The sequence below is a fragment of the Methylobacterium sp. BI1 genome (assembly GCF_056680125.1).
The window spans coordinates 881085-898410 of record NZ_CM155267.1; the positions used below are offsets into that span (position 1 = coordinate 881085).

Consider the following 17326-nt stretch of genomic DNA (forward strand, 5'->3'; position numbering starts at 1 on the left):
CCCCACAGGGCGCCGCACGGGCACCCCGCGCCGCGCGCGGGGACCGGGCGGACCCAGGAGGCCGGACAAGCCAGCGATGTATCACGCGATCGTCTTCCTCCCGCTCGTCGGCGCGCTGCTCGCCGGCCTGTTCGGCCGCCAGCTCGGCCCGAAGCTCAGCGAGGGCATCACCACCGGCCTCCTCGCCTTCTCGGCGCTGCTGTCCTGGGGCGCCTTCCTCGAGGTGCCGGGCACCGAGCACGCCACCCGCGTGCAGGTCGCGACCTGGTTCACCGCCGGCGACCTGGTGGTCGACTGGGCCTTCCGCATCGACACCCTGACGGTGATCATGCTGGTGGTCGTGACCTCGGTCTCGACCCTCGTGCACCTCTACTCCATCGGCTACATGGAGGAGGATCCGCACCGGCCGCGCTTCTTCGCCTACCTGTCGCTCTTCACCTTCGCCATGCTGATGCTGGTGACGTCCGACAACCTCGTGCAGATGTTCTTCGGCTGGGAAGGCGTCGGCCTCGCCTCCTACCTGCTGATCGGGTTCTGGTACGAGAAGCCCTCGGCCAACGCCGCGGCCATGAAAGCCTTCATCGTCAACCGCGTCGGCGACTTCGGCTTCTCCCTGGGCATCTTCCTCGTCTTCGTGCTCACGGGCTCGATCGCCTTCGACGGCATCTTCGCCCGGGCGGCCGAAATCAAGGACGCGACCTTCCACTTCCTCGGCTACGACTGGAGCGCCTGGACGCTCGCCTGCCTGCTGCTGTTCATGGGCGCCATGGGCAAGTCGGCCCAGTTCCTGCTGCACACCTGGCTGCCGGACGCCATGGAGGGGCCGACCCCGGTCTCCGCGCTGATCCACGCCGCCACCATGGTGACGGCCGGCGTGTTCATGGTGGCGCGCCTGTCGCCGGTCTTCGAGCTCGCCCCCAACGCCCTCATCGTGGTCACGGTCATCGGCGGCATCACGGCGTTCTTCGCGGCCACGGTCGGCCTCGTCCAGAACGACATCAAGCGCGTGATCGCCTACTCGACCTGCTCGCAGCTCGGCTACATGTTCGTGGCCCTCGGCGTGGGCGCCTACTCGGCCGCCGTGTTCCACCTCTTCACCCACGCGTTCTTCAAGGCGCTGCTGTTCCTCGGCGCCGGCTCGGTCATCCACGCGATGCACCATGAGCAGGACATGCGGAACATGGGGAATCTCCGCCGCTACATCCCCTTCACCTCGGCGATGATGACCATCGGCACCCTGGCGCTGATCGGCTTTCCCTTCACCGCCGGCTACTACTCGAAGGACGCGATCATCGAGGCGGCCTACGCCTCGACCCGGCCCGGGCATACGCTCGCCTTCCTGTGCACCGTCGTCGCCGCGCTGATGACCTCGTTCTATTCCTGGCGCCTGTTCTTCATGACCTTCGAGGGACCCGCCCGCTGGGCCGGCCACGGGGCGCATCACCACGACGACCACCACGCGGTGGCACAGCATGCGGGCGCGTCGGCCGAGGCCGACGGCGCGCCGGGCCACCACGAGGGCGTGGCCCACGACGACAAGGGCCACGACGTCGAGCCGGCCTCGCACAGCGCCATCGAGCACCACGACCATGCGCACACCCCGCATGAGAGCCCGCTCGTGATGACGATCCCGCTCGGCATCCTGGCCTTCGGCGCGCTCTTCGCCGGCCTGATCTTCAAGAACCGCTTCATCGGCGAGGGCATGGAGTCGTTCTGGGGCCACGCCCTCGGCCACGGCCCCGACAACCACATCATGCACGACATCCATTCGGTGCCGGCGCTGGTGGCCTATTCGCCCTTCATCATGATGCTGATCGGCTTCGTGCTGGCCTACTGGATGTACATCCGCCGGCCCGAGCTGCCGGGCCAGCTCGCCGCGCAGCAGCCGAGCCTGTACCGGTTCCTGCTCAACAAGTGGTACTTCGACGAGCTCTACGACCGGATCTTCGTCCGCCCGGCCAAGGACTTCGGCAAGTTCCTCTGGAAGGAGGCCGACGGCCGGGTCATCGACGGCATGGGCCCGGACGGCATCGCCACCCGCGTCCTCGACGTGACCCGCGGCGTGGTCCGCTTCCAGACCGGCTACGTCTATCACTACGCCTTCGTCATGCTCGTCGGCGTCGCCGCCATCATCAGCTGGTACATGCTGACCGGCTTGCCCAAGGTCGCCCATTGATGGCCGCTGTCACGTATCGGAGCGCCCGCTCATGCTAGGCCTCGGAATCCTCTCCGGCCTTCTCATCGTGCCGCTCTGCGGCGCGGCCTTCATCCTCACCCTCGGCGAGGAGACGGAGGCCTCGAAGCGCAACGCCCGCTGGGCCGCGCTCATCAGCACGCTGGCCACCTTCCTGCTCTCGCTGGTGGCCTGGGGCCGCTACGACGCGACCACGGCGAGCTTCCAGCTGGTCGAGACCCATGCCTGGCTGAGCGAGGCCACCCGGTTCAAGCTCGGGGTCGACGGCTTCTCGATGCCGCTGATCCTGCTGACCACGTTCCTGATGCCGTTCTGCATCGGCGCCTCGTGGCTCTCGGTGAACACCCGGGTGAAGGAGTACTTCGTCGCCTTCCTCGTCCTCGAGACGACGATGATCGGCGTGTTCTGCGCCCTCGACCTGGTGCTGTTCTACCTGTTCTTCGAGGCCGGCCTGATCCCGATGTTCCTCATCATCGGCATCTGGGGCGGCAAGCGGCGCATCTACGCCAGCTTTAAGTTCTTCCTCTACACCCTGCTCGGCTCGGTGCTGATGCTGCTCGCCATCATGGCGATGTACTGGCACGCCGGCACCACCGACATCCCGACCCTGCTGCACACCCGCTTCCCGGTGGAGCTGCAGACCTGGCTCTGGCTGGCCTTCTTCGCCTCCTTCGCGGTGAAGATGCCGATGTGGCCGGTCCACACCTGGCTGCCCGACGCGCACGTGGAGGCGCCCACGGCCGGCTCGGTGATCCTGGCGGGCATCCTGCTCAAGATGGGCGGCTACGGCTTCATCCGGATCTCGCTGCCGATGTTCCCGGACGCGAGCCACGCCTTCGCCCCGATGGTGTTCGCCCTCTCGGTCATCGCGATCATCTTCACCTCGCTGATCGCCCTGATGCAGACCGACATCAAGAAGCTCATCGCCTATTCCTCGGTGGCGCATATGGGCTTCGTGACGCTCGGCCTCTTCACCTTGAACACGCAGGGCATCCAGGGCGCGCTGTTCCTGATGATCTCGCACGGCATCGTCTCCGGCGCGCTCTTCCTCTGCGTCGGCGTGGTCTACGACCGGATGCACACCCGCGAGATCGCCGCCTATGGCGGACTCGTGAAGCGGATGCCCCTCTACGCCGCGGCCATGATGGTCTTCACCATGGCCAATGTCGGCCTGCCCGGCACCTCCGGCTTCGTCGGCGAGTTCCTGGCCATGATGGGCGCCTTCCGGGCCAACCCGACGGTGGCGTTCTTCTCGGTGTTCGGCATCATCCTGTCGGCCGGCTACGCCCTCTGGCTCTATGCCCGCGTGATCTACGGCAAGCTCGAGAAGCCCAACCTGCAGGGCATCCTCGACCTGGACCTGCGCGAAAAGATCATCATCGCGCCGCTCGTCGCCCTAACGATCTATTACGGCGTCCACCCGGCCCCCGTGCTCGACACCTTCGCGCCCTCGACGGAAGCGTTGATGCAGAGCATGCGGACCGCGCTCTCGAACACGCAGACCGCCGCGGCCACCCTGCCGCCCGCGTCGCGCTGAAGGCATTGACCCGATGAACGCCGCTCAGATCGTCCTGCCCGCGCTCGGGCCCGCCCTGCCGGAGCTGATCCTCAGCCTCGGCGTGCTGGCGCTGATCCTCTACGGTGCGTTCCGGGGCGAACGCTCCGCCGAGGGCGTCAATGTCGGCGCGCTGATCCTGCTGGTGGTCGCGCTGTTCGCGGTCATGTCCCAGTCGGGCGCCAAGATCACGACCCTGAACGGCTCCTTCATCGTCGACAACTTCTCCAAGGTGATGAAGGCGCTGATCCTGCTGGGCTCGGCGGCCACGATCCTTCTCTCGCGCGACTACTTCCAGCGCGAGCGCATCGACCGGTTCGAGTTCCCGATCCTGCTGCTCCTCTGCACCATCGGCATGATGGTCATGGCCTCGGCCAACGACCTGATCGCGCTCTATCTCGGACTCGAGCTGCAGTCGCTCGCCGCCTACGTCATCGCGGCCTTCCACCGCGACAACCTGAAATCCACGGAAGCCGGGCTGAAGTACTTCGTCCTCGGGGCGCTCTCCTCGGGCATGCTCCTGTACGGCGCCTCCCTGGTCTACGGCTTCACCGGCACGGTCTCGTTCCCCGGCATCGTCGCGGCGCTGGACGGCACGGCGGGCTTCGGCATCGTGCTCGGCATCGTCTTCGTGGCGGCCGGCGTCGCCTTCAAGCTCGCCGCCGTGCCGTTCCACATGTGGACGCCCGACGTCTACGAGGGCTCGCCGACGCCCGTGACCGCCTTCTTCGCCTCCGCGCCCAAGATGGCCGCCATGGCGATGACCGTGCGGCTCTTCATCGGCGCCTTCCCGGACGTGACCGCGGTCTGGCAGCAGATCATCGTCTTCGTGGCGATCGCCTCGATGGCGCTGGGCTCCTTCGCCGCCATCGGCCAGCGCTCCCTGAAGCGCCTGATGGCCTATTCCTCCATCGGCAATGTCGGCTACGCCCTGGTGGGCCTCGCCGCCGGCTCGCAGGAGGGCATCAGCGGCGTCGTCGTCTACATGATCATCTACCTGGCGATGACGCTGGGCGCCTTCGCGGTGCTGCTGTCGCTGCGGCGCGGCGGGCGGATGTTCGAGACCGTCGACGACCTCGCCGGCTTGTCGCGCACCCATCCGGTGATGGCCTTCTGCCTCGCTGCGATGATGTTCTCCCTGGCGGGCATCCCGCCGCTGGCCGGGTTCTTCGCCAAGTACTACGTCTTTCTCGCGGCCATCAAATCCGGCCTCGTCGCCCTGGCGATCATCGGCGTGGTCACCAGCGTGGTCGGGGCGTTCTACTACCTGCGCCTCGTCAAGGTGATGTATTTCGACGAGCCGGTCGCCGCCTACGAGCCGATGCCGCCGGGCGCCCGCATCGTGCTCGCGCTGTCCAGCGTGGTGGTGGTCCTGCTCGGGATCGTGCCGGGTCCGATCGTCGGGGCCGCGAGCGCCGCCGCCAAGTCGCTGTTCTAGGTCCTTGAGCGGCTACGCCCTCGGTGCCCTGGCGCGGGGGGAGGGGCACCGCCTCCACGTCCACGACCGCCTCGGCTCGACCAACACCGAGGCGCTGGACCGGTTTCGCGAAGGCGAGGCCGGCCCCCTCTGGGTGGTGGCCCACCGGCAGGAGGCCGGACGGGGCCGGCGCGGGAACGCCTGGGTCTCCGAGCCCGGGAACCTGACCGCGAGCCTGCTCTGGCCCGTGGACGACGTCGATCCCGGGCAGGTCCCGACCCTCGGGTTCGTCGCCGGGATCGCCCTGGCCTCCGCCCTCGCGGCCTGCGGCGTCACCGGGTGCCGCCTGAAATGGCCCAACGACGTCCTGGCCTCCGGCGCCAAGCTCGCGGGCCTGCTGCTGGAGGCCGAGCACCGGCCCGGCGGGCGCCGCGCGGTGGTGATGGGCTTCGGTGTCAATGTCGCTGCGACGCCACAGGGCTTGCCTTATCGCGCCACGTGCCTCAGGCAGATGCAGTACGACACGCGCGCCGAGGATCTGTTCGTCCACTTGACGGACGGCATCGTCGACGCCGCGCGACTTTGGGAGTGTGGCCGCGGATTCTCGCAGATCCGCGCGCGCTGGATCGCTGACGCGGCCGGGATGGGCGCGCCGGTTTCGGTGCGCATGGGCGACACCCTCGTACACGGAATTTTCGAGACGATCGACGAGGCAGGGCGGCTCGTGGTCCGATCGGAGGATGGGACGCGACGGACCGTGACGGCGGGCGAGGTGCATCTGGGAACGGCCGCGACGGCGGCTCGAGGTTTGGACGGACAATGACGACAGGGCAAGACGAACTCGTCTTCGTGCCGCTCGGCGGCGTGGGCGAGATCGGCATGAACGCGGCGCTCTACGGCTTCGGCCCCCCGAAGCGGCGCAAATGGATCATGGTCGATTGCGGCATGGGCTTCGCCGGCGAGGAGGGATTCCCCGGCATCGACCTGATGTTCCCGGATCTCAGCTTCATCGAGGAGCGCAAGGACGACCTCCTGGGCATCTTCATCACCCACGCGCACGAGGACCATATCGGCGCGATCGGTGAGCTCTGGCCCAAGCTGAAGGCGCCCGTCTACGCGACGCGCTTCGCCAAGAACCTGCTGGAGGCTCGCCGCCTGAGCGAGCCGGGCGCGCCCAAGGTCATCCTGAAGGAGATCCAGGCCGGCCGCCGGGTCCAGCTCGGCCCGTTCGAGATCGAGTACGTGCCCGTCTCGCACTCGATCCCCGAGTCGAACGCGGTCGCCATCCGGACGCCGCACGGCCTGCTGCTCCACACCGGCGACTGGAAGCTCGACCCGACCCCGATCCTCGGCGACGTCACCTCGGAAGCCGCCTTCCGGGCGCTCGGCGACGAGGGCATCCTGGCGATGATCAGCGATTCCACCAACGTCGTGCGCGAGGGGCGTTCCCCCAGCGAGGCCGAGGTCGCCGCCACCCTGCGCGAGCTCATCGCCGACGCCCCCCACCGGGTCGCGGTGACGACCTTCGCCTCCAACGTCGCCCGCATGCGCGCGGTGGCGGAAGCCGCCCAGGCCTGCGGCCGCGAGGTGATCGCGGTCGGCCGCGCCATGGACCGGGTCATCGGGGTCGCCCGCGAATGCGGCTTCCTCGACGGCCTGCCGGAGTTCCGCTCGTCGGACAGCTACGGCTACCTGCCCCGCGACAAGGTCGTGGCCCTGCTCACGGGCTCGCAGGGCGAGGAGCGCGCCGCGCTCGCCCGCGTCTCCCGCGACGACCATCCGGACATCACCCTGGCGGCCGGCGACCGCGTCATCTTCTCCTCGCGGGCGATCCCCGGCAACGAGCGGGCGGTGGGCGCGATCATCAACGATCTCGTCAATGCGGGCATCGAGGTGGTCACCGACCGCACCAAGCTCGTCCACGTCTCGGGCCATCCCCGGCGCGACGAGATGGCGGAGATGTATGCCTGGACCCGGCCGCAGACGGCGATCCCCGTCCACGGCGAGGCCCTGCACCTCGACGAGCACGCCCGCTTCGCCCGCGCCCAGGGCGTGCCGAACATCGTCAAGGCCCGCAACGGCAGCGTCGTGCGCCTCGCGCCCGGCACGCCGGAGATCGTCGACCACGTCAAGGCCGGGCGCCTGTTCAAGGACGGCAACGTCCTGATCGACGCCAAGGATCGCGCCATCCCCGAGCGCCGCAAGCTCTCGCAGGCCGGACTCGTCTCGGTGGCCATCGCCATCGACGAGCAGGGCGAGATCCTGGGCGAGCCCGCCATCGACATCATCGGCCTGCCCAATCGCGGCCGGAACGGCCAAGCGATGCTCGACGTCGTCGTGGAATGCGTGTCGCGCACGCTCTCGGGCCTGTCGAAGCAGAAGCGCCGGGATGCCGAGGGCGTCGAGAAGGCCGTCGACCGCGCGATCCGCTCCGCGGTGAACGAGGTCTGGGGCAAGAAGCCCGCCTGCCACGTGCAGGTGGTCGAGGTCTAATGCTGAAACCCTCCCCCCTCTGCGGGGGAGGGGCGTCGCTGATGCGGGTGGGTTGCGCGGGACGCCGGCGCGCAGCACACCGTCATCCCGGGGCCGCGCAGCGGAGCCCGGGATCCAGAACCACAGGTTTCGTCGCGTCCGGCACCGTCGGCGGCTCTGGATTCCGGGCTCGCCTGCGGCGCCCCGGAACGACATCGCGGTGCCACCGATATCGCCCCGCTCGACGGGGGAGGGGTGGCGTGACCGTTTTGGGGAAGGAAGGGGAGCACACCATGATCGGACGTCTGAACCATGTCGCCATCGCGGTCCGCGATCTCGACGCCGCCTGCGCCATCTACCGGGACACCCTCGGGGCCACCGTGACGGAGCCGCTGCCGCAGCCCGAGCACGGCGTGACCGTGGTGTTCGTCGACCTGCCCAACAGCAAGGTCGAGCTGATGTCGCCCCTCGGCGCGGGCTCGCCCATCGAGGGCTTCGTCGAGCGCAACCCTCAGGGCGGCGTCCACCACGTCTGCTACGAGGTCGACGACATCATCGCCGCCCGCGATAAGCTGAAGGCCCAGGGCGCGCGGGTCCTCGGCAGCGGCGAGCCAAAGATCGGCGCCCACGGCAAGCCGGTCCTGTTCCTCCACCCCAAGGACTTCCTCGGCACCCTCGTCGAGCTGGAGCAGGTCTGATCCGGATGGGCGCCATCCTCCAGACCCTGGCGGCCTCCACCCTGCGCACCGTGGCGGTGATGGTGGTTGTGCTCGCCGCGGTGGTCGTCCTCGCGGTGGGCCTGTTCAAGCTCACCGTGTTCGGAGCGCTCGCCCTCTACTTCGTGGTCTGGTGGACCCTGCTCTTCGTCATCTTGCCGCTGCGCAACCAGGTCGAGACCGACCCGGAGCGGATCGTCCCCGGCCAGGACCCGGGGGCGCCCGCCGCCCCCCGCCTGCGCGAGAAGGCGATCCTCACCTCCGTCCTGGCGAGCGTCGTCTTCCTGGCGGCGATCCAGGTCTTCGAGCTGGCCGGCCTCTGAGGGCGACTGGGGTCGTCCGGCCGGACCGGATGTGGTCCCGCTCGCGGACGACGGTCACGCCGCCGTCATGTTCCGGGCTGGGTGCGTCGCTGCCCCTGTGAAGAACGGAGATGGCGCACGCGGGACATCGAACGACGGCCGCAGAGAGGGCACCGCGTCATTCCGGGGCGCCGCAGGCGAGCCCGGAATCCAGAACCGCCGACGGTGCAACGTCTTGCGCAACCTGTGTGTCTGGATCCCGGGCTCCGCTGCGCGGCCCCGGGATGACGGCGCGTCGGCAAGAGACGTCGCGCGGATCGCGCCGCAGCGGCGACAGCCTCGCGCAAGCGTTCAGGCATAAAAAAAGCAAGGCCTAAGCCTTGCTTTTATGAAGATGGTCGTTCGCTCAGCCTCGATTGTCTCACGCATTGCTGACGGCGTGGCGGCTGAAATTCCTCCCGAGACTCGGACCGTGTGGCGCCACTGCTTGGGCGGCGCGATCATCACGGACGCGCTTATAGGAACAACAATTCTCATTGTCACCTCCTTCGTGAGACATTCCTGCGCTTTTCTACCGGAATGGCAGGTGGCGTTCGGCGGGGACGATCCGGCGCCGCGGGGGCGAAACGCCACGCGGCGGGCGGGTGTCACCCCTCCGCGCTTGTGTTTTCCCGATGCAATGTGTTGTGTGCCGGGGCGTACCGCCGACCCGCTGGCACGCTGTTTCCAGGGCCTTTCATGCGTCTCTCCCGCTACTTCCTGCCGACCTTGCGCGAGACGCCCAAGGAGGCCGAGATCGTCTCCCACCGCCTCATGCTGCGCGCCGGGCTCGTGCGCCAGGAGGCCGCCGGCATCTATGCGTGGCTGCCGCTGGGCCTGCGCGTCCTGAACAAGGTCTGCGCGGTGATCCGCGAGGAGCAGGACCGGGCGGGCGCCATCGAGATCCTGATGCCGTCGATCCAGTCGGCCGAGCTCTGGCGGGAGTCCGGGCGCTACGAGGCCTACGGCAAGGAGATGCTCCGCATCTCCGACCGCCACGACCGCGAGATGCTGTTCGGCCCCACCGCCGAGGAGGTCGTCACCGAGATCTTCCGCGGCAGCGTGCGCTCCTACAAGGACCTGCCGAAGAACCTCTACCAGATCTCCTGGAAGTTCCGCGACGAGGTCCGGCCGCGCTTCGGCACCATGCGCTCGCGCGAGTTCCTGATGAAGGACGCCTATTCCTTCGACATCGACCAGGCCGCCGCCCGCCACGCCTACAACCGGATGTTCGTGGCCTACCTGCGCACCTTCGCGGGCCTCGGCCTGAAGGCGATCCCGATGCGGGCCGACACGGGTCCGATCGGCGGCGACCTCAGCCACGAGTTCATCATCCTGGCCCAGACCGGCGAGAGCGAGGTCTACTGCGACAGCCAGTACCTCGACTTCGAGGTCCCGCCGATCACCACCGATTTCGAGGACGTGGCCGCGCTCCAGGGCACCGTCGACCGCTGGACCTCGCTCTACGCCGCCACCTCCGAGATGCACGAGCCGGCGGCCTTCGCCGAGGTGCAGGGCGACAAGCAGATGGCCGCGCGCGGCATCGAAGTCGGGCACATCTTCTACTTCGGCACCAAGTATTCCGAGCCGATGGGCGCCAAGGTCACCGGTCCCGACGGCGTCGAGCGCCCGGTCCATATGGGCTCCTACGGCATCGGCCCGAGCCGCCTCGTGGCGGCGATCATCGAGGCGAGCCACGACGAGGCCGGGATCGTCTGGCCCGACGCGGTGGCGCCCTTCGACGTGGCGCTGATCAACCTCAAGACCGGCGATGCCGCCACCGACGCCGCCTGCGGCGAGATCCAGGCCACCCTGGAGGCGGCCGGCCTCAGCGTGCTCTACGACGACCGCGACGAGCGCCCGGGCGCCAAGTTCGCCACCGCCGACCTCATCGGCCTGCCCTGGCAGGTCATCGTCGGCCCCCGCGGCCTCGCCGAGGGCAAGGTCGAGCTGAAGCGCCGGGCCGGCGGCGAGCGCGAGAGCATCGCCCCGATCGATCTGCTCGCCCGCCTGAAGCGGCTCTGAGGCACCCCATGGCGGCGACCCTGACGGACAGGCTTGCGGGCCTTCGCGCCCGGTTCCGGCGCGGGAGCACGCCCCCCTTCGCCGGGTTCGAGTGGATCATCGCCGGGCGTTACCTGCGGGCCCGGCGCCGGGGCGGCGGCGTCTCCGTGGTGGCGTTCTTCTCGCTCCTCGGCATCGCCCTCGGCGTCGCCACGCTGATCATCGTGCTGTCGGTGATGAACGGCTTCCGCACCGAGCTGCTGTCGAAGATCGTGGGCATCAACGGCCACGTCTTCGTCGCGCCCATCGACAAGCTCTTCACCGACTATGCCGACCTCTCCGAGCGCCTGTCGAAGGTCGCCGGGGTCCGGGCGGCGATCCCCCTCGTCGAGGGGCAGGCCTTCGCCTCCTCGCCCTATGGAGGCGCCGGCAGCGGCGTGCTGGTCCGCGGCATCCGGGGCGAGGACCTCGACAAGATCGGCGCCATCGCGAGCAACATCAAGGGCGGCAGCCTGGAGGGCTTCGACGACGGCTCGGGCGTCGCCATCGGCCGGCGTCTCGCCGAATCCCTCGGCGTCCAGGCCGGCGACCAGATCAACCTGCTGACCCCGAAGGGCGCCTCGACGCCGTTCGGCACGGCGCCGCGCACCAAGGGCTACACGATCAAGGCGATCTTCGAGATCGGCATGACCGAGTTCGACTCGACCTTCGTGTTCATGCCGCTCGCCGAGTCCCAGGCCTTCTTCAACCGGGACGCCGATGTCAGCCTGATCGAGATCTACCTCGACAATGCCGAGGCGGTGGGCGCGATGCGGCCGGACCTCGAGATGGCCGCCGAGCGCCCGGTGCTCCTCACCGACTGGCGCCAGCGCAACCGAACCTTCTTCGGCGCCCTGGAGGTGGAGCGGAACGTGATGTTCCTGATCCTCAGCCTGATCGTCGTGGTGGCGACCCTGAACATCATCTCGGGGCTGATCCTGCTGGTGCGCGACAAGTCGAGCGACATCGCCATCCTGCGCACCATGGGGGCGACGCCCGGCACCATCATGCGGGTGTTCCTCATCAACGGGGCGCTGATCGGCGTGGTCGGGACCCTGAGCGGCCTGGGGCTCGGCATCCTGATCACGATGAACATCAAGGGCATCCAGCGGGTGCTGTTCCCCTCCGCCTGGGACCCCACCGTGCGCTTCCTGGCCGAGATCCCGGCCGAGATGAACGCCAACGAGATCACCGTGGTGGTCCTCACCTCCATCGCCCTGTCGCTGATCGCGACGCTGTATCCCTCGTGGCGCGCCGCCCGGCTCGATCCGGTGCAGGCCCTGCGCTACGGCTGAGGCCCGAACATCCATGACCACGAAAGCCGAGGCGCCCGGCGCGCAGCCGGTCCCGGCCCTGTTCTTCGCCAAGGTGGAGCGGCGCTACGCGCAGGGGGCCGGCGAAGGGGCCGGTGCCCTCGAGATCCTGCGGCAGGCGGATTTCGCGATCTGGCCGGGCGAGCTCGTCGCCCTGGTGGCCCCCTCGGGGGCCGGCAAGAGCACGCTGCTGCATCTCGCCGGCCTGCTGGAGCGCCCCGACGGCGGCGAGATCTACATCGGCGGCAGCCCGACGGCCGCGATGGTGGATGCCGAGCGCACCCGCCTGCGGCGCGAGGAGATGGGCTTCGTCTACCAGTTCCACCACCTCCTGCCGGAATTCTCGGCCCTGGAGAACGTGGTGATGCCCCAGCTCATCCGCGGGCTGTCCCAGCGCGAGGCGCGGGCGCGGGCGGGCGAGCTCCTGAGCTTCCTCGGCCTCAAGGAACGCCTGCTGCACCGGCCGGCCGAACTCTCGGGCGGCGAGCAGCAGCGCGTCGCCATCGCCCGCGCGGTGGCCAACGGCCCGCGCCTGCTCCTGGCCGACGAGCCCACCGGCAACCTCGACCCGCACACCGCGGCCCACGTCTTCGGCATCCTGGTCTCCCTGGTCCGCGCCTCCGGCCTCGCCGCCCTGGTCGCCACCCACAACATGGACCTGGCCGCCCGCATGGACCGGCGCGTGACGATCCGGGACGGGCTGATCGAGCAGCTGCCCTGAGGGGGCGGCCTTGAACCCTCGCGGCTGCCGGGCTATGTACAGAATCCTGTACAGATAGGGGCGCGGTCCATGACCCATGTCGGCTTCAGCGAGTTGCGCAGGAACCTCGCGACCCATTTCGACCGCGTCGAGACGGACCGCACCGAGCTGGTGGTGACGCGGCAGAACCACGAGGATCTCGTGATCCTCCCCCTGGCCGAGTTCGAGAGCCTGCGGGAGACCCTGCACCTGCTCGGAACGCCCGCGAATGCCCGCCGCCTGATGGAAGGGATGGCGCAGCTCGATGCGGGCAGTGGGACGGAGCGGGACCTGATCCAGCCGTGAAGCTGGTCTGGTCCGACCACGCCTGGGAGGACTACCTCCACTGGCAGGCGACCGACCGCACGACCCTGCAGCGCGTCAACGGGCTGATCGCGGAGGCGCGGCGACATCCGTTCCAGGGCATCGGCAAGCCCGAGCCCCTGAAGGGCAATCTCAAGGGCTGGTGGTCGCGCCGGATCACCGGAGAGCACCGCCTCGTCTACCGGGTCGCCGGGCAGGGGGCGGAACAGGCCCTCGAGATCCTCCAGTGCCGCTGGCACTACGACGGCTAGCCCGGTCCGGTACCGTGCGGATTGACGATCCGTTTACCCTGTTCTTCGACGGCTTCAGGCTGGCCTTTACATAGAACAAAACAAGAACAAAACTTGGGGCGTCAACGAAAGGCGATGCCCATGTTCAAGCGGATGATCCTGACGGGTGCGGTCGAGTTCATGGCCTTCGGGCTCCTGGCGATCTCCTTCGCCGCCTGGGCTGTCGCACTGGCGCCCTTGCGATAGCGTTGCGGTCCGGGCACAGACCGAAACTCTCCACAGCCAAACCACGGGCGGGGAGCGGTCCGGCATGGATTCCTTCACCGCGAGGCGCTCTGGTGTGGGCATGGCGCGCATCCTCAAAGACCCGGCTTACGTCCACCTCCACGTTCACTCGTCGTTCTCCCTGCTCGAGGGGGCCCTGAAGGTCGGCGACATCGTCAAGGCGGCGCTGGCCGACCGGCAGCCGGCCCTGGCGCTCACCGACACCAACAACCTGTTCGGGGCGCTGGAATTCTCCGAGAAGGCCGCCGGCGCCGGCATCCAGCCGATCCCCGGCCTCCAGCTCACCGTGGCCTTCGAGGCGCCCGACCCGATGGCGCGCGTCGGGCAGGCCCAGGCCGGCTGCGCCAACATCGTCGTGCTGGCCCAGGACGAGACCGGCTACGGCAACCTGCTGCGGCTGGCGAGCCGCGCCTATTTCGACGGTGCCCTCGGCGATGCCCCCCGGGTGAGCGTCGAGGCCCTGGCCGAGTCGAGCGCCGGCCTGATCGCCCTGACGGGCGGCTCCACCGGACCCCTCGACAGCGCCCTCCGGATGGGCCGGGCCGAGCTCGCCGCCGGACGCCTGGCGCAGCTGCGCGCGGCCTTCGGCGAGGACAGCCTCTACGTCGAGATCCTGCGCCACGGCCTGCCCGACGAGCGCATGGTCGAGCGGGAACTGCTGCGCCTCGCCGACACGAACGGCCTCTCCGTGGTGGCGGCCAACGAGCCGTTCTTCGCCCGCGAGGGCGACTACGACGCCCACGACGCGCTGCTGGCCATCGCGGATGGCCGCCTCGTCTCGGACGACCGCCGCCGCAAGCTGACCCCGCGCCACGGCTTCAAGACCCGCGCCGAGATGGCGACCCTGTTCGCCGACCTGCCGGACGCCCTGAACGCCACCGTCGAGATCGCCTTGCGCTGCGCCTACCGCGTGCGCACCCGCAAGCCGATCCTGCCGAATTTCGGCGTCGTCGCCGCCCTCGACGCCGCCGCCCCGGAGGTCGAGGCCGCGCCGCCCCTCGACGAGCCGGCCGAGCTGCGCCGGCAGGCGGAGGCCGGGCTCGAACTGCGCCTCGCCCAGCACGGCACCGCGCCCGGCATGTCCGAGCAGGTCTACCGGGACCGCCTCGCCTTCGAGCTCGACGTCATCGTGGGCATGAAGTTTCCCGGCTACTTCCTGATCGTGTCGGACTTCATCAAGTGGGCCAAGGACCACGACATCCCGGTGGGGCCGGGCCGCGGCTCCGGCGCCGGCTCCCTGGTGGCCTGGTCGCTCCTCATCACCGACCTCGACCCGCTCCGCTTCGGCCTGCTGTTCGAGCGCTTCCTCAACCCCGAGCGCGTCTCGATGCCGGATTTCGACATCGACTTCTGCGTCGAAGGCCGCGAGCGCGTGATCCAGTACGTGCAGCAGCGCTACGGCGAGCGGCAGGTGGCGCAGATCATCACCTTCGGCACCCTGCTCGCCCGCGGCGTGCTGCGCGACGTCGGCCGCGTGCTGGAGATGCCCTACGGGCAGGTCGATAAGCTGACCAAGCTCGTGCCGCAGAACCCGGCCAACCCCGTCACCCTGGTCCAGGCCATCGAGGGCGAGCCGAAGCTGCAGCAGGCGATCGAGGAGGAGCCGATCGTCGCCCGCCTCATGGAGATCTCGAAGAAGCTCGAGGGCCTGCACCGCCACGCCTCGACCCACGCAGCCGGCGTCGTCATCGGCGACCGTCCCCTCGAACAGCTGGTGCCGCTTTACCGCGACCCGAAGACCGGCATGCGGGTGACCCAGTTCAACATGAAGTGGGTCGAGGCCGCGGGCCTCGTGAAGTTCGACTTCCTCGGCCTGAAGACGCTGACGCTGCTGCGCTGCTGCACGGACTTCCTGGCCAAGCGCGGCATCATCGTCGACCTCGCCTCGCTGCCCCTCGACGATCCGGCGACCTACGCGCCGATGAAGCGCGGCGAGACGGTGGGCGTGTTCCAGGTGGAATCCGCCGGCATGCGCAAGGCGCTGGTGGAGATGCAGGCCGACCGCTTCGAGGACATCATTGCCCTGGTGGCGCTGTACCGCCCGGGCCCGATGGCCAACATCCCGGTCTATTGCGAGCGCAAGCTCGGCCGCGATGCCGGCAACGAGGCGAGCTGGTACCCGCACGAGAAGCTGGAGCCGATCCTCAAGGAGACCTTCGGCATCATCGTCTACCAGGAACAGGTGATGGAGGTGGCCAAGGTCCTGGCCGGCTACTCGCTCGGCGAGGCCGACATGCTCCGCCGCGCCATGGGCAAGAAGATCAAGGCGGAGATGGACGCCCAGCGCGACCGCTTCGTGAAGGGCTGCGTCGAGCGCGACCTCACCAAGGCCAAGGCCAACGAGATCTTCGACCTGCTCGCCAAGTTCGCCGATTACGGCTTCAACAAGTCGCACGCCGCCGCCTACGCCCTGCTGACCTACCAGACCGCCTACCTGAAGGCGAACCATCCGGTGGAGTTCCTGGCCGCCGCGATGCAGCTCGACATCGACGTCACGGACAAGCTGGCCGAGTTCCGCCAGGACGCCCAGCGGCTGAAGATCACGGTGGAGCCGCCCTCGATCAACACCTCGGGCGTCGGCTTCGAGGTACGCGAGGGCCGCATCCACTACGCCCTCGCGGCGATCAAGGGTGTGGGCCGGGGCGCTGTCGAGGCGCTGATCGAGGCTCGGGGCGACAGGCCCTTCAAGGATCTCGCCTGCCTTGCGCGCCGGCTCAACCCGCGCATGCTCAACAAGCGGACCCTCGAGAATCTCGTGGCGGCCGGCGCCATGGACACCATCGAGCCGGATCGCGCCCGGGCCTGCGCCGCCATCGAGCCGATGATGAAGCTCGCCCAGGGGGCCGCGGAGGCGGCCAGCACCGGCATCGACGACATGTTCGGGGGAATCACGGCCGCCAACGTCACCCTAAGGGTGCCGCCCTACGACCCGTGGCCGATGGCCGACAAGCTGAAGAAGGAATACGACGCGATCGGCTTCTTCCTCTCGGGCCATCCCCTGGACGAGTACGGCGACCTCCTGGGCAAGCTCCGGGTCCAGACCTGGGCGGAGTTCTGCCGGGCGGTCCGGGCCGGCACCACCAGCGTGGGCCGCGTCGCCGCCTCAGTCCTCGACCGCTCGGAGCGCCGGACCAAGACCGGCAACAAGCTCGGCATCGTCATCCTCTCGGACCAGACCGGGCATTTCGAGGCGATCATCTTCTCGGAGGGCCTCGGGCAGTACCGCGAGATCCTCGAGCCGGGCCGCCCGCTGGTGCTCCAGCTCCAGGCCAATCTCGAGGGCGAGGACGTGCGCGCCCGCATCATGACCGCCGAGCCCCTCGACGTGGCGGTGGCCCGCCACCAGAAGGGCATGCGCGTCTACCTGCAGGACGAGCGCCCGATCCCGTCCGTGCAGCAGCGCCTCCAGGTGCGCGGGGAAGGCGAGGTTTCCCTCATCCTCCTGCTCGACGGCGCCCGCGAGGTCGAGGTCAAGCTGCCGGGCAAGTACCAGGCGACGCCGCAGATCGCCGGCGCGCTCCGGGCGGTGCCGGGTGTGGTGCAGGTCGAGGTGAACTGAGGGGCCGGCCCTTGGGCGCCGGCCCTTGGGCGCGGGGCCTCGGGTCGATGGGGCCGGGAGCCTGACCGACGCTTCCGCTCCTACGGTCTTCGGGTGTTTCGTTCGACGCCCCTCACCCCAACCCGCTCCCACGCGGGA

The 17326-nt window shown here is 69.1% G+C and carries 13 protein-coding genes; all 13 read left to right on the top strand.

The features are described 5' to 3' along the window. Positions 1–76 precede the first annotated feature (76 nt). Positions 77–2176 (top strand): NADH-quinone oxidoreductase subunit L, encoded by a 2100-nt coding sequence (gene nuoL / locus AC1MGR_RS04280; protein WP_480233768.1) that lies wholly within the window; start codon positions 77–79, stop codon positions 2174–2176. A gap of 31 nt (positions 2177–2207) precedes the next feature. After that, positions 2208–3731 (top strand): NADH-quinone oxidoreductase subunit M, encoded by a 1524-nt coding sequence (locus AC1MGR_RS04285; RefSeq protein WP_480233769.1) that lies wholly within the window; start codon positions 2208–2210, stop codon positions 3729–3731. Positions 3732–3744: 13 nt separating this feature from the next. Continuing rightward, on the top strand, positions 3745–5187 hold the full coding sequence (nuoN, locus tag AC1MGR_RS04290) for an NADH-quinone oxidoreductase subunit NuoN (RefSeq protein ID WP_108035451.1): 1443 nt from the start codon (positions 3745–3747) through the stop codon (positions 5185–5187). 4 nt (positions 5188–5191) lie between these two features. After that, the gene (locus AC1MGR_RS04295; protein ID WP_480233770.1) at positions 5192–5989 is read left to right on the top strand and encodes a biotin--[acetyl-CoA-carboxylase] ligase; all 798 of its coding nucleotides are present in this window, start codon (positions 5192–5194) and stop codon (positions 5987–5989) included. Continuing rightward, a complete protein-coding gene (locus AC1MGR_RS04300) occupies positions 5986–7659 on the top strand; it encodes a ribonuclease J (RefSeq protein WP_480233771.1) in 1674 nt (557 codons plus the stop codon). The genes AC1MGR_RS04295 and AC1MGR_RS04300 overlap by 4 nt, the downstream gene beginning before the upstream one ends. A gap of 272 nt (positions 7660–7931) precedes the next feature. Then, positions 7932–8336 carry a methylmalonyl-CoA epimerase gene (gene mce, locus AC1MGR_RS04305; protein ID WP_480233772.1) on the top strand — a complete coding sequence of 135 codons (405 nt, stop codon included), beginning with the start codon at positions 7932–7934 and terminating at the stop codon, positions 8334–8336. 5 nt (positions 8337–8341) lie between these two features. Continuing rightward, positions 8342–8677: a DUF1467 family protein gene (locus AC1MGR_RS04310; RefSeq protein ID WP_181259620.1), complete on the top strand. Its 336-nt coding sequence runs from the start codon at positions 8342–8344 to the stop codon at positions 8675–8677. Positions 8678–9394: 717 nt separating this feature from the next. Beyond that, positions 9395–10720 carry a proline--tRNA ligase gene (proS, locus tag AC1MGR_RS04315; RefSeq protein WP_108035447.1) on the top strand — a complete coding sequence of 442 codons (1326 nt, stop codon included), beginning with the start codon at positions 9395–9397 and terminating at the stop codon, positions 10718–10720. 8 nt (positions 10721–10728) lie between these two features. Beyond that, complete coding sequence (locus AC1MGR_RS04320) at positions 10729–12033, top strand: lipoprotein-releasing ABC transporter permease subunit (protein WP_480233773.1); 1305 nt, start codon at positions 10729–10731, stop codon at positions 12031–12033. A 13-nt stretch (positions 12034–12046) separates the two neighbouring features. Continuing rightward, positions 12047–12772 (top strand): ABC transporter ATP-binding protein, encoded by a 726-nt coding sequence (locus tag AC1MGR_RS04325; protein ID WP_480233774.1) that lies wholly within the window; start codon positions 12047–12049, stop codon positions 12770–12772. A 69-nt stretch (positions 12773–12841) separates the two neighbouring features. Continuing rightward, entirely contained in the window at positions 12842–13096 is a 255-nt protein-coding gene (locus AC1MGR_RS04330; protein ID WP_480233775.1) for a type II toxin-antitoxin system Phd/YefM family antitoxin, read from the top strand. Continuing rightward, positions 13093–13365, top strand: a complete 273-nt coding sequence (locus AC1MGR_RS04335) for a Txe/YoeB family addiction module toxin (protein WP_108035443.1) — start codon at positions 13093–13095, stop codon at positions 13363–13365. Before AC1MGR_RS04330 ends, AC1MGR_RS04335 begins: the two co-directional genes overlap by 4 nt. Positions 13366–13690: 325 nt before the next feature. Then, a complete protein-coding gene (dnaE, locus tag AC1MGR_RS04340) occupies positions 13691–17188 on the top strand; it encodes a DNA polymerase III subunit alpha (RefSeq protein ID WP_480234928.1) in 3498 nt (1165 codons plus the stop codon). Positions 17189–17326: the final 138 nt, after the last annotated feature.